Origin of the sequence: Streptomyces sp. NPDC048172 (assembly GCF_043202595.1) — a bacterium.
GTDB lineage: Bacteria > Actinomycetota > Actinomycetes > Streptomycetales > Streptomycetaceae > Streptomyces.
In genome coordinates, this window is record NZ_JBIDAT010000006.1 from 742,847 (window position 1) to 755,701 (window position 12,855).

Consider the following 12,855-nt stretch of genomic DNA (forward strand, 5'->3'; position numbering starts at 1 on the left):
CCGGGGCGCGGTCAGCCCACGCTGAACGCGCCGTCCGGCGGCTCGGGCGAGGGCACCGCGTCGCCGTCCCCGACCGGCACCGCTCCCCCGCGGAACCGGACCAGCTCCGGCCCGTAGCTGACCCGGGCCGGGAACGGGTCGGCGGCGCAGCGGCGGGAGAGCTCGGCGAGCGGGGCCTGCGCGTGCGAGGCGAGCAGCACGATGTTCCCGAAGCGCCTGCCGCGCAGCACGGCGGGCTCGGCGAGCAGCGCCAGGTGGCCGAAGACCGCGCCGAAGGTCGCGAGCTGCGAGGCGAGGAAGCGGAACGGCGCGGCGTCCGCGAGGTTCGCGACGTACACCCCGGCGGGGCGCAGCACGCGGGCCGCCTCGCGCGCGTAGGGCAGCGTGGTCAGGTGCGCGGGGACGCGCGAGCCGCCGTAGACGTCGGCGAGCAGCGCGTCGTACGCGGCGGTCGGGGCGGCCTCCAGGGCCGTGCGCCCGTCGGCCGCCTCGACGGTGACCCCCGCCTCCTGGCGGGGCAGCGGCAGGAACTCGTCGACGAACGCGAGCAGCTCCCCGTCGGCGTCGATCACGCGCTGGCGCGAGCCGGGGCGGGTCGCGGCGACGTAGCGGGGCAGGGTGAGCGCGCCGCCGCCGAGGTGCAGCACGTCCAGCGGGTGCCCGGGGTCGGCCAGCGTGTCCAGGACGTGGCCGACGCGGCGGGCGTACTCGAACTCCAGATGCGTGGGGTCGTCCAGGTCCACGTAGGACTGCGGCGCCCCGTCCACGGTCAGCAGCCAGGCCCGCGCCCTGTCGATGTCGGGCATCAGCCTGGCCGTGCCGCCGCCCACGTCCCTGGTCACGGGTATCGGCTCGGCGCCGCCCGCGTTCCGCTCGTCTCCCTGATGCACCGTCCCATTGTGCGGGTGGCCCGGCCGTACGCGTAGGGGCGCGTACGGCCGGGCCCGTGCCCTCAGGGGCCTCAGGCGCCTCAGAGCCCTCAGGGGCCTCAGGCGGCCGCGAGCAGCGTGACCCTGCCCGCGGCGACCGTCCTGCCGCCCTCGCGGACCGCGAAGCCGAGCCCGGTCTCCAGCGGCACGGCCGCGTCGAGCGCGACGGCCATGGTGACCGTGTCGCCGGGGAAGGCCAGGCCCCCGCCGGGGAGCGTGATCTCGCCCGCGACGTCCGCGGTACGGACGTAGAACTGCGGGCGGTAGCCGCTGTGCACCGGCGTGCGGCGGCCGCCCTCCCCGCTGGGCAGGAGGTGGACGTCGGCCGTGAACCGGTCGCTGGGCGTGACGCTGTCCGGAGCGGCCACGATGTGCCCGCGGCGCACCGCGTCGCGGGGGACGCCGCGCAGCAGCAGCGCGACGTTGTCGCCCGCCTGCGCCTCCTCCATCGGCTTCCCGAACGTCTCGACGCCGGTGACGACCGTCTCGGTGCCGCCGCCCGGCGCGTACACCCGGACCCGGTCGCCGAGGCGGACGGTGCCGCGCTCGACGGCGCCGGTGACGACGGTGCCGCGCCCGGTGATCGTGAGCACGTTCTCCACCGGGAGCAGGAACGGCGCGTCGACGTACCGCTCGGGCATCGGGACGTAGGTGTCCACGGCGTCCAGCAGCGCCTCGACGGCGCCGGTCCAGCGCGGCTCGCCCGCCAGGGCCCCGGGCCCCGAGACCCGTACGACGGGGACCGTGTCGCCCGCGTACCCGTGCCGGGTCAGCAGCTCGCGGACCTCCAGCTCGACGAGCTCGGTCAGCTCCTCCTCGCTCGCGTCGGCCTTGGTGAGCGCGACCACGACGTGCTCGACGCCCACCTGGCGGGCGAGCAGCACGTGCTCGGCGGTCTGCGGCATCACGCCGTCGAGCGCGGAGACGACGAGGATGGCGCCGTCGAGCTGGGCCGCGCCGGTGACCATGTTCTTGATGAAGTCGGCGTGCCCTGGCATGTCCACGTGCGCGTAGTGCCGGGTGTCCGTCTCGTACTCGACGTGCGCGAGGCTGATGGTGATCCCGCGCGCCGCCTCCTCGGGCGCCTTGTCGATGCGGTCGAAGGGCACGTACGTGCCGGAGCCGCGGTCGGCGAGGACCTTGGTGATGGCGGCGGTGAGGGTGGTCTTGCCGTGGTCGACGTGGCCCATGGTGCCGATGTTGAGGTGCGGCTTGGTGCGCACGTATGCCTGCTTGGCCATGATGTGTGCCTGTTCCTTTCCCGGAACCGTGGGTGGCTCGAAGTGAGCGGGGACCCCAGGGCCTGACCGACCCTCCCCCTGCGGGGTCCTCCGGCCTGTCCGGGAAGGGTCAGCGTCGCGTGGTGTGGACGGCACAGGGCGTGCCACCGGGGCCGTCGGCCCCGCAGCACGGAACATCGGCAGCCTTCAGCACGACCGCGGCGGCGGTCGGCGGGAGAAGGAAGGTCTGCCGGAACATGCGACGATGATCCCGCGTTCAACTGCCCCACGTCGAACGGTTTTCGCCACCCGCCCGGGCGTACGCCCGGCGCGCGGCACCCCGGCGGCGTCCGGGGCGCGTACGGGACACATCCGGGACGCGTACGGCACGGGTACGGCACACATACGGCACGCGTACAGAGGGCGGGCGTCGGGTACTTCACGCGGCCCGACACGGCGGAAGGACACATTCGTCGGTTACGCTCCCCCACGTGCCCGTCCCCGCCACGCAGCCAGACGGACTCCCCGGCCGTCTCGCGCAGACGCTCCTGTCGCCCTGGTCCCGTTTCGCCCTGCTGCTCGTCCTGTTGAGCGGTGCGGCCGCCGCGATGCTGCTCTACGAGCCGCAGCGGCTGCTCGCGCACGGCTGGCCCGGCCACCTCTCCGGCGCCGCCGCCGTCCTCCTCTTCGCCCTCGCGTACGGCGCGTGCACGGCGGCCTTCGTCCCCCGCCCCGTCCTCAACCTCGCGGCGGGCGCGCTCTTCGGCGCCTCGGCGGGCACGGTCTCGGCGACGGCGGGCACGGTCGTCGGCGCCGGCATCGCCTTCGGGCTGGGGCGTGTGCTCGGGCAGGACGCGCTGCGTCCGCTGCTGCGGGCCCGCATGCTGAAGGCGGTCGACCGGATGCTGAGCAGGCACGGCTTCCGCTCGATGCTGCTGATCCGGCTGATGCCGGGCGTACCCTTCGCGGCCTCGAACTACGGTGCGGCCGTCTCCCGGATGGGCTGGTCCGCCTTCCTGGCGGCGACTGCGCTGGGCTCGGTGCCCAACACGGCGGCGTACGTGATCGCGGGCAGCACCGCCGCCTCGCCCACCTCGCCCGTCTTCCTCGCCTCCTCGGGCTTCATCGCGCTCTCGGCCGTCGCGGGCGGGGTCGTCGCCTGGCGCAAGCGCCGCCACCTGCGCGCGCCGCACGCCGAGGAGCAGCACGACGCCGACCCGGCACCCGCCGCGGTGGAGGACCCCCCGCTCGTCGGCGCCGGGACCTCCCGGCCCTAGCATCTGACGCACCGCAGCACCGATCGACCGACCGGTCCGCACATCGGGCCCCGACTCCATCACAGGGACGAGCGCAGCCGCACATGTCTTGGTTTGAATCCTTCGTTCTCGGGCTCGTCCAGGGACTGACCGAGTTCCTTCCGATCTCGTCCAGCGCTCACCTGCGACTCACGGCGGCGTTCGCGGGCTGGGAGGACCCGGGGGCCGCGTTCACGGCCGTCACCCAGATCGGCACCGAGGCTGCCGTGCTGATCTACTTCCGCAAGGACATCGGGCGCATCCTCGCCGCCTGGTGGAAGTCGCTCTTCGACAAGCAGGCCCGCCAGGACCACGACGCGCAGATGGGCTGGCTGGTCATCGTCGGCTCGGTCCCGATCGGCGTGCTGGGCCTCGCGTTCAAGGACCAGATCGAGGGCCCGTTCCGCGATCTGCGGCTGATCGCCACCACGCTGATCGTGCTCGGCATCATCCTCGGCATCGCCGACCGCCTCGCCGCGCGCGACGACAAGGGCGGACGCCACCGTGCCCGCCGCGAGCGCAAGTCCCTGGAGCAGCTCAACATCAAGGACGGCCTGCTCTTCGGCTGCGCCCAGGCCCTCGCCCTCATCCCCGGCGTCTCCCGCTCGGGCGCCACCATCAGCGGCGGCCTCTTCATGGGCTACCGCCGCGAGGCCGCCGCGCGCTACTCGTTCCTGCTGGCCATCCCCGCCGTCCTCGCCTCGGGCCTGTTCGAGCTCAAGGACATCGGCGAGGGCCACGTCTCCGCGGGCCCCACGGCCTTCGCGACGGTTCTCGCGTTCGTCGTCGCGTACGCGATCATCTCGTGGTTCATGAAGTGGATCTCCACCCGCAGCTTCATGCCCTTCGTGATCTACCGGATCGCGCTCGGCATCCTGATCTTCGTCCTCGTCGCCACGGGCGCCCTCAGCCCCCACGCGGGCGAAGCGGCGGGCTGACCCGGCCCACCGGGACGGAACGCTTCCGACCTGCGGAGGCGTCCTCCTGGGCAGGTCCTGGACAGGACCGCTTGCCCGCTTCCGACGTGTGGAAGGCTGACGATCATGAAGCTCATCCTCAACCTGCTCTGGCTGGTCCTGAGCGGCGTCTGGCTCGCCATGGCCTACGTCCTCGCCGGCCTCATCTGCTGCGTCCTGATCGTCACCATCCCGTTCGGCATCGCCTCGTTCAGGATCGCGGGGTACGCCCTGTGGCCCTTCGGGCGTACGACCGTCGAACGACGGGACTCCGGGGCCGGTTCGGCGATCGGCAACGTCATCTGGATCATCTTCGCGGGCTGGTGGCTCGCCCTCGGCCACATCTTCACCGGCCTCGCGCTCTGCGTGACCATCATCGGGATCCCGTTCGGCATCGCGAACTTCAAGATGATCCCGATCTCCCTGATGCCGCTGGGCCGCGAGATCGTGCCCACCGACCGCCCGTTCGCCACCCGCTGACCACGGCGACGGGCCCGAGCGGAACCCGAGTGCCGTCCTCTGTCGTACTTCCGTGACGGTGACCCATCACCTCCCGGGTGTACGTACCGCGCCCGCGTACTCCGGGCGCGGTACGGCAAGACGGACCCGCCAGTGGACGACAGCGGAGGGGTGGCAGGCGCATCGTGGAGACATGAACGGGAAGCCCTGCCCGGACCGGACGGACGGGACGGACGCCACATGAGTCCCCTGACCCTCTCCGTCCTGCTCTCGCTGGTGTCGGCGCTCTGCTACGCCTCCGCCGCCATCGTCCAGGAGCGCATCGCCGCCACGACGGCGCCGAGCCGTCTCGGGCTGCTCCGCTCCGCCCGCTGGTGGCTCGCGGTCGCCCTCCAGGGCGCGGGCGCCCTGCTGCACGTCGTCGCGCTGGGCCTCGGCCCGCTCACCGTCGTCCAGCCCCTGGGCGTACTCACTCTGGTCCTCGCCGCGCCGATGGCCGCGCTCCTCGTCAAGCGTCCCGTCTCCGCCGCGAGCTGGCGCGGCATCGCCCTCGTCTCCGTCGGCCTCGCCGGGATCCTGCTGCTCACGGGCTCCGACGGCGCGGGCTCGCTCGACGGCGAGCAGCAGATCACGCTCGCCGCGGCCGTGCTGGTGACGGTCGGTGTGCTGGCCGTCGCCGGGCGCGCGGTCCTGGGCATGACGCGCGGCGGCGGGCGGGGCCCGGCGCTGCGGAGCGTGTCGCTGGCGCTGGCCGCCGGTATCGCGTACGGCGCGGCCTCGGTCTTCGTGAAGACGGTCACCGAGGAGTGGGACGCGTCCTCGCTGTTCACCGTCGTCCCGCTGCTCGCGCTGATCGCCGTACTGGCCGCCGCCGGGCTCGCGACCTCGCAGGCGTCCTACCGGGGCGGCGGACTCGCGGCCCCACTCGCGACGACGACCGTGGCGAACCCGGTCGTGGCCGCCGCCGCGGGCATCGCGCTGCTCGGCGAGAGCTTCCGGTACGGGACGACCGGCGCCGTGGCCGCGCTCGGCGCGGGCGCGCTGGCCTCCTGGGGCCTGGTGATGCTGGCGGCGGACAGCGCGCGCCGACTGCGCGGTGCCGAGCCGTCTGGCGCGGAGCCGGTGAGTGCCGGTACGGCGTCTGCCGTACGGGGTGTCGTACGGCAGGGTGCGTCGGCCGAGCCCGGTACGCCCGTGGTGATCCCCGCGCCCCCGGGACCGAACGGGAGTGCCGGCGCGTCCCGGCACGCCAAGGCGTTGCTCGCCACGCTTGCGCCGCCGGAGTCCCGCCGCCGGGGCCACCACTGCTCCCACTAGCCGAACAAGGGCCCCTGCCCGCACTCCGCACACCACACCCCTGCCGGGGCACGCCTGCTTCTCCCTCCCGCGAAGCTTGGGAAGTCTGCGCAAGGCGCAGGGTTGGCAAGCGCAGCCCCCTGCGCCGGGTGCCCCGGTGAAAGAGCCGCGCCCGGGGTGCCCCGGGCTGTGCTTCGCGGGCTGCGGCCGCGTCGTGGCTTGTCGCGCAGTTCCCCGCGCCCCTGGAGGGCAAAGGGGCAAGCCCCGAGGTGTCGTGACCCGGCGCGCCCACGCGGCGGAGCCGCAAAACAAACACAGCCCCGCGCCCCTGAGGGAACAGGGGCAAGCCCCGAAGTCTTGTGCGAGGCAGGCCCGTGGGGCGGGCGGGGGCACTCGGGTGCGGTATGTGGTCTCGCCTGGGGCGACACGCTGGCGCACACTGATGATCCGGAACGACGTACCGGACGTCAGGAGGCGCGGAATGCGGAAGGTCCTGGCATCGCGGTGGGCCCGAAGAGGGCTCGCACTGCTTTCGGGGACGCTTCCCGCACTGGCGTTCCCCGCCCCGTCACTCTGGTGGCTGGCGTACGCCGCGCTCGTACCGTGGATGCTGCTGGCCCGCTCGGCCCGGTCGGGCCGCGAGGCGGCGGTGACGGGTTGGCTGGGCGGTACGGGCTTCATGCTGGCGCTGCACCACTGGCTGATGCCGAGCCTGCATGTGTTCATTCTGCTGATCGCCGCGCTGATCGCACTGCTGTGGGCGCCGTGGGGCTGGCTCGTGCGGCGGATGCTGCGCGGGGCGCCGGGTCCCGGGCGGCTGGCCGCCGCCGTGGTCGTGGTGCCCTCGGGGTGGCTGCTGGTGGAGCTGATCCGCTCCTGGCAGTACCTGGGCGGACCGTGGGGCCTGTTCGGGGCGACGCAGTGGCAGGTCGGACCGGCGCTGCGGCTCGCCTCGGTGGGCGGGGTGTGGCTGGTCAGTTTCCTGCTGGTCGCGGTGAACACCGCGCTCGTCGTCGCCGTCGCCGTCGCCGTCGCCGGGGCGACCGGCGCCGCGGGGGCCGCCCGCGCGCCGCGCGCCCGCGCCGTCGCGTGCGCGGGTGCCGCCGTGGTGCTGGGGGTGACGGCCGTGGGCACGGCGGCGGCCGCGGCCTGGGCTCCGCGCCCGGAGCGTACGGGCGGGACGCGGGTCGCGCTCGTACAGATCGGGCTGACGGACTCGCCGAAGGCGCGGTTCGACCGGGGCGAGCGGCTGACGCGGCAGCTGGCCGGGCGCGACCTGGACCTCGTGGTGTGGGGCGAGAGCAGCGTCGGCTACGACCTGGGGAGCCACCCGGCGCTGGTGAAGCGGCTCAGCTCGCTCGCGTCCCGTACGGGCGCCTCGATACTGGTCAATGTCGACTCGCGGCGCGCGGGCCGGCCCGGGATCTACAAGAGCTCGGTGCTCGTGGGCCCGCACGGGCTGACCGGGCAGCGCTACGACAAGATGCGGCTGGTCCCCTTCGGCGAGTACATCCCGGCGCGTTCGGTGCTCGGCTGGGCGACGTCGGTGGGACGCGCGGCGGGCGAGGACCGGCGGCGCGGGACGGAGCCGGTGATGATGAAGGCGGGCGGCACCCGTTTCGGGCCGCTGATCTGCTTCGAGACGGCGTTCCCCGACATGAGCAGGCATCTGGTCTCCGAGGGCGCGCGGCTGCTGGTGGCGCAGTCGGCGACGTCGAGCTTCCAGGAGAGCTGGGCGCCCCAGCAGCATGCCTCGCTGGCGGCGCTGCGGGCCGCGGAGTCGGGCCGTCCGATGGTGCACTCGACGCTCACCGGGGTCAGCGCGGTGCACGGTCCCGAGGGCGAGCGCGTCGGGAAGCGGCTCGATACGGACGCGAGCGCGGCCATGGTCGCGGACGTGCCGCTGGCCTCCGGGACGACGCTCTATGTGCGGTTCGGCGACTGGGTGGTGCGGACGGCGCTCACGGTGCTGGTCGCGTTCGGCGCGCTGGAGTGCGCGCGGACGCTGCGCGCCCGGCGGGCGCGCGAGGCGGTCACGCTGACTGCTCCCGCGCGCAGGTGACGACCCGCTCGCACAGCTCGTGGGTGAGGAGCGCGTCCCGCGCCGATACGGTCCTGCCCCCGCGGACGTCGTCGAGGAAGGTGAGCACGGCCTGCTCGATGCCGCGCTGGCGGGCGACGGGGACCCAGTCGCCGCGGCGGCGGAGGCTGGGCTGGCCCTTGTGGTCGATGACCTCGGCGAGATTGCGGACCTCGCGCTTGGAGTCCTGGCCCGAGACCTCCAGGACCTCTTCGGCGGAGCCGGAGAGCCGGTTCATGGCGCCGAGGGCGGTGAAGCCGTCACCGGAGAGCTGGAGCACGACGTGGTGCAGCAGTCCGTCCCGCACCCGGGCCCGGACGTCGATGTGGTCGACGGTGCCGGGCGCGAGGAACCGCAGCGTGTCCACGACATGGATGAAGTCGTCGAACACCATCGTGCGCGGCTCCTCGGGCAGCCCGACCCGGTGCTTCTGCATCACGATCAGGTCGCGCGGGTGCTCCAGGCACTGCGCGTACCCCGGCGCGTGGCGGCGGTTGAAGCCGACGGCGAGCCCGGTGCCGCGCGCCTCGGCGAGCTCGACGAGGCGCCGGGACTCCGCGAGGTCGTAGGCGAGCGGCTTGTCGACGTACGTGGGGACCCCGGCCTCCAGCAGCCGTCCGACGATCCCGGGGTGCGCGGCGGTGGGCGCGTGCACGAAGGCGGCGTCGGGGCGGGCGGCGAGGAGCGCGTCGAGATCGGCGTGCCGGTGGGCCTCGGGGACGCGGTACGCGGCGCCGAACCGCTCCAGGGTCGCCGGGGTCCGCGTGACCAGGTGGGGCTCCACGCCGGGCTGCGCGGTGAGCACCGGCAGATACGCCTTGTGCGCGATGTCGCCGAGCCCGATCACGCCGATCTTCACGGGAGTCTCCCTCTACGCTCTCTGCCACCTACCGCGTGCCGCGGAAATCGGAAGCATACGTCGGGACCGGCGGGCTCCAGTCGGCCACCCCGTCCAGCGCGCGGAGCGCGAGCAGGGACGAGACCTTGGGCACCAGCCTGCTGAGGGCCGCGAATCCCCAGTCGCGCAGGGCGCACGCGGGGGCGCTGGTGAGGGTGGTCGCGCGGGTCATGCTCGCGGCGCGGCGCCCCACGGCGGTGGCGCGCGGCAGCCGGTCGCGGGTGTACGCGGCGAGCGCGCCGTCCAGCCCGGCGGCGGGGTCGGCGTGGTGGGCGAGGACGATCGCGTCCTCTATCGCCTGGTTGCCGCCCTGGCCCAGGCGGGGTGACATGGCGTGGGCGGCGTCGCCGAGGACGGCGGCCCGGCCGCGGTGGTAGGCGGGGAGGGGCTCCGCCATCTCGTACACATCGTTGCGCAGGACGCGCTCGGGCGTGGTCGCGGCGAGGACCTGGGGGATCGGGTCGTGCCAGCGGCCGAAGCGGCGGCGCAGCTCGGCCAGCTCGTCGTCGGCCGCGCGCAACCCGGCGGGGAGGGTCGCCGCCGCGTACGCGTAGACCCTCCCGTCGGGGAGCGGCTGGGTGCCCCAGAAGCAGCCCCGGCCCCAGGTCTCGTGCGCGGCAAAGTGCCCACCGGCACCACCCGCCCCGCCCGTACCGCCTTCGTCGCCCGTGCCGTCGCCCGTGCCGTCGATCGCGTCGACGACCGTGCGCCAGGTCGTGAAGCCCGCGTAGCGCGGACCGGGGTAGGTGGGGAAGAGGGCGGCGCGGACCGTCGAGTGGATGCCGTCGGCGGCGACGACGAGCTCCGCCTCGTGACGCCGCTCCTCGCCGCCCGAGGTCCGCTCCCGCACGACGGCGGGGGTGTCCGTGCCACCGGGGTCGGTGAGCCTCGCGGTGCTGCCCGTCCGCACCCGGGACGGGTCGGTGAGGGCGCCGCGCAGCAGCTCGACGAGGGTCGCGCGGTGCAGCAGGACGAGGGGGCCGCCGAAGCGCTCGGCCGCGACGTCGTTGCTGGTGCGGACGAGCCAGCGGCCCGAGGGGGTGCGCAGCCCGCCCACCTCGTCCCAGGCGCGCAGCTCGCGGACGGCGTCGCCGAGGCCGATCACGTCGAGCGCGCGCTGCGCGTTGGGCGACACCGAGATGCCCGCACCCACCGGTTCGAGCGTGGTGGCGCGCTCCAGGACGGTGACGTCCCAGCCGCGCCGCTCCAGCGCGACGGCCGCGGTGAGTCCGCCGATTCCGGCGCCGATGACGAGGGCTCGGGGTGTACGCATGGCTGTCCTCCTGGGCCGTGTCGCGGTGTCGCCTCTCCGGCTCCCTCCAGCCTACTACAGCTGTAGTGAGAAGTGGCGATGCGAGAGGATTGCCGTCATGACCCCACGCGACACCAGCGACACCACCGCTCCCCCGCCCGGTCCCGACGCGCCCGCCTCCCGGCCCGAACGGGTCGCCGACGCGGCGATCGACCTGCTCGCCGAGCGCGGGCTGCGCGGACTGACCCATCGCGCGGTGGACGAGGCGGCGGGGCTGCCGCAGGGCTCGACGTCGAACTACGCACGTACCCGCGCGGCCCTGCTGGAGGCGGCGATCCGGCGGCTGGCCGTGCGCGAGGGACAGGTGCTCGCCCCGGCGGAGATGCCCGACGGCGGCGAGCCCGGCGGCCTGGCGGAGGCGGTCGCGCGCGCGATGCACCGTCATCTGACGGACCACAGGCCGCTGCTCGTGGCCCGCTACGAGCTGGCGCTGGAGGCGACGCGGCGCCCGGAGCTGCGGGAGTGCTACGACCGGACGGGACTCAGCGCGTTCGCCGAGCCCCTCAAGTCGATGCTGGCGGCGGCCGGTTCGCCGGATCCGGAGCGGCACGCGCGCTCGATGATGTCCTGGTGCGACGGCGTCATGTTCACGTACACGGCGGGGACGCACCAGGGGACGACGCCGGACGAGGACGAACTACGCGCGGGTGTACGGGAGTTGCTGGCGGGCATGCTCGGCGGGGCCGGACAGGGCGCGGAGGGCGGGCGTTGACCCACGTCACCCGCGCGGGGGCTTCCCGGGCCGGGCTCCGGTGTGAAGAGTTGCCGGAATGTCATACAGGACACGCGGACTGGCGGCGCTCGGCGTCGCGCTCTCGGCGGCTTCGGCCCTGACCGGGTGCGACACCGGGCAGGTCGCCGCCGGGGACGGCCGGGGTGCCGCGCCCTCGCCGAACCGCCCTCCCGCGCCCGCCTCGCTCACGGCCCCCTCCGTGCCTCCGCACGCCGGCTCGCGCAGGCCGCCGCGCGCCGCCCCTCCGACGGTCGAGCCAGGGCCCGCACCCGGCCCCGCGGATGAGGACGCGGCCCCGCGCCGCGTCGAGTCCCCGGCGCGCGAGGCGCTCAGGCGGGCCGGCCGTCCTGGAGACGCTCCTCCAGACGTGCGACCGCCCCTCTGACCCTGTCGCTGTACGCGTCGTCCCCCAGCTCGCCGAGGAGACCGCGGGCCCGGCCCAGCTCGTGCCGGGCCGCGGTCCTGTCGCCGAGCTTGGCGTGGTCGGACGCGAGGCTGAGATAGAGCGAGGGGTAGAGGGAGCGCACCTCACCGGCGTGCTCCCCCCCAGCGCACCCGTTCCTCCGTCAGCGCGTCGGCCGCCGCGAGGGCGCGCAGGTCCCACTCCAGCCCGTCCACCGGGTCGTCCTGCGTGTCCGCCATGTAGTGCGCGATGGCGCAGCGGTGGAAGAGGTGCCCGCTCTCCTCGGCCTCCTTCCACAGCAGCCCGAACCGGTTCCGGGCCTCCTCCCGGTCACCGGCCCGGTGCAGCATGATCGCCTGGCCGATCCTGACCATCGTCCCGTCCCCGGCTCCCCGGGGCGCTTCCCGCTGAGGTTCCGCCACGGCCGGCTCCTCCCGCTCGTCGTGCGCCGGCTTCGTCGGTGGTCGTTGCCGGCACGGTTCCGACGCTAGCGGGAGGCACTGACATCCGCGCCTCAGCCGAGGTCGGGGATCCGCCAGTCGATCGGGGTGTGCCCCTGCGCGCGCACCGCCTCGTCGATCTTCGAGAACGGGCGCGAGCCGAAGAACTTCTTCGCGGAGAGCGGCGAGGGGTGGGCGCCCTCGACCACGGTGTGCCGCTCGGTGTCGATCAGGGGGAGCTTCTTCTTCGCGTAGTTCCCCCACAGGACGAAGACGGCCGGGTCGGGGCGGTCGGCGACGGCGCGGATGACCGCGTCGGTGAACTTCTCCCAGCCCTTGCCCTTGTGCGAGTTCGCCTCGCCCGAGCGGACCGTCAGCACCGCGTTGAGCAGCAGGACGCCCTGCTCGGCCCAGGGCATCAGATACCCGTTGTCCGGCACGGGGTGGCCGAGGTCCTCGCGCATCTCCTTGTAGATGTTCCGCAGGGACGGGGGCGTCTTGACGCCCGGCCGCACCGAGAAGCACAGGCCGTGGCCCTGCCCCTCCCCGTGGTACGGATCCTGGCCGAGGACGAGCACCTTCACCGACTCGTACGGCGTCGCGTCCAGGGCCGCGAAGACCTCCTCAGCGGGCGGGAACACGGGCCCGCGCTCCCGCTCCTCCTCCACGAAGCTCATCAGCTCCTTGAAGTAGGGCTTCTCGGCCTCCTCGCCGAGGACGCCCTGCCAGGACTCGGGCAGCATCTCTTTCACGCGCTCTACCTCCGGTACGTTCGTGCGTTCCCCTGAACGTACCGTCCGCCACCGACAACGGACCCCCGGGTCCGGCCAAGGC

13 protein-coding genes are annotated in these 12,855 nt (G+C 74.2%); 6 read left to right on the forward strand and 7 right to left on the reverse strand.

The annotated features are described in order from the left end of the window. Nucleotides 1–11 precede the first annotated feature (11 nt). Nucleotides 12–806, reverse strand: coding sequence for a spermidine synthase (locus tag ACGF3A_RS29175; protein WP_393733402.1), 795 nt, complete (start codon nt 804–806; stop codon nt 12–14). Between the two features lie 182 nt (nt 807–988). Continuing rightward, complete coding sequence (gene tuf / locus ACGF3A_RS29180) at nt 989–2,170, reverse strand: elongation factor Tu (RefSeq protein ID WP_393733336.1); 1,182 nt, start codon at nt 2,168–2,170, stop codon at nt 989–991. Between the two features lie 470 nt (nt 2,171–2,640). On the opposite strand from tuf, the gene ACGF3A_RS29185 reads away from it, so the two are divergent. The 5 genes from ACGF3A_RS29185 to lnt all read left to right on the forward strand — a co-directional run bounded on the left by ACGF3A_RS29185 (nt 2,641) and on the right by lnt (nt 8,217). Then, nucleotides 2,641–3,426: a TVP38/TMEM64 family protein gene (locus ACGF3A_RS29185; protein WP_393733337.1), complete on the forward strand. Its 786-nt coding sequence runs from the start codon at nt 2,641–2,643 to the stop codon at nt 3,424–3,426. 83 nt (nt 3,427–3,509) lie between these two features. Beyond that, the gene (locus ACGF3A_RS29190) at nt 3,510–4,382 is read left to right on the forward strand and encodes an undecaprenyl-diphosphate phosphatase (protein ID WP_393733338.1); all 873 of its coding nucleotides are present in this window, start codon (nt 3,510–3,512) and stop codon (nt 4,380–4,382) included. A 105-nt stretch (nt 4,383–4,487) separates the two neighbouring features. After that, a complete protein-coding gene (locus ACGF3A_RS29195) occupies nt 4,488–4,880 on the forward strand; it encodes a YccF domain-containing protein (RefSeq protein WP_393733339.1) in 393 nt (130 codons plus the stop codon). 219 nt (nt 4,881–5,099) lie between these two features. After that, entirely contained in the window at nt 5,100–6,176 is a 1,077-nt protein-coding gene (locus ACGF3A_RS29200) for a DMT family transporter (protein WP_393733340.1), read from the forward strand. A 460-nt stretch (nt 6,177–6,636) separates the two neighbouring features. Further along, nucleotides 6,637–8,217 carry an apolipoprotein N-acyltransferase gene (lnt, locus tag ACGF3A_RS29205; protein WP_393733341.1) on the forward strand — a complete coding sequence of 527 codons (1,581 nt, stop codon included), beginning with the start codon at nt 6,637–6,639 and terminating at the stop codon, nt 8,215–8,217. On the opposite strand, the gene ACGF3A_RS29210 is transcribed toward lnt, so the two are convergent. After that, on the reverse strand, nt 8,189–9,094 hold the full coding sequence (locus ACGF3A_RS29210) for a Gfo/Idh/MocA family protein (RefSeq protein ID WP_393733342.1): 906 nt from the start codon (nt 9,092–9,094) through the stop codon (nt 8,189–8,191). The two genes, lnt and ACGF3A_RS29210, sit on opposite strands and share 29 nt — an antisense overlap. Before the next feature lie 28 nt (nt 9,095–9,122). Continuing rightward, nucleotides 9,123–10,406: an FAD-dependent oxidoreductase gene (locus tag ACGF3A_RS29215; RefSeq protein WP_393733343.1), complete on the reverse strand. Its 1,284-nt coding sequence runs from the start codon at nt 10,404–10,406 to the stop codon at nt 9,123–9,125. Nucleotides 10,407–10,503: 97 nt separating this feature from the next. Here ACGF3A_RS29215 and ACGF3A_RS29220 point away from each other — a divergent pair, with 97 nt between their 5' ends. Beyond that, entirely contained in the window at nt 10,504–11,157 is a 654-nt protein-coding gene (locus ACGF3A_RS29220; RefSeq protein ID WP_393733344.1) for a TetR/AcrR family transcriptional regulator, read from the forward strand. A gap of 350 nt (nt 11,158–11,507) precedes the next feature. On the opposite strand, the gene ACGF3A_RS29225 is transcribed toward ACGF3A_RS29220, so the two are convergent. The 3 genes from ACGF3A_RS29225 to ACGF3A_RS29235 all read right to left on the reverse strand — a co-directional run bounded on the left by ACGF3A_RS29225 (nt 11,508) and on the right by ACGF3A_RS29235 (nt 12,764). Further along, nucleotides 11,508–11,705 carry a hypothetical protein gene (locus ACGF3A_RS29225; protein ID WP_393733345.1) on the reverse strand — a complete coding sequence of 66 codons (198 nt, stop codon included), beginning with the start codon at nt 11,703–11,705 and terminating at the stop codon, nt 11,508–11,510. A 1-nt stretch (nt 11,706) separates the two neighbouring features. Further along, complete coding sequence (locus tag ACGF3A_RS29230) at nt 11,707–12,003, reverse strand: hypothetical protein (protein WP_393733346.1); 297 nt, start codon at nt 12,001–12,003, stop codon at nt 11,707–11,709. A gap of 92 nt (nt 12,004–12,095) precedes the next feature. Further along, nucleotides 12,096–12,764 (reverse strand): uracil-DNA glycosylase, encoded by a 669-nt coding sequence (locus tag ACGF3A_RS29235; RefSeq protein ID WP_393733403.1) that lies wholly within the window; start codon nt 12,762–12,764, stop codon nt 12,096–12,098. Between the last annotated feature and the right edge of the window lie 91 nt (nt 12,765–12,855).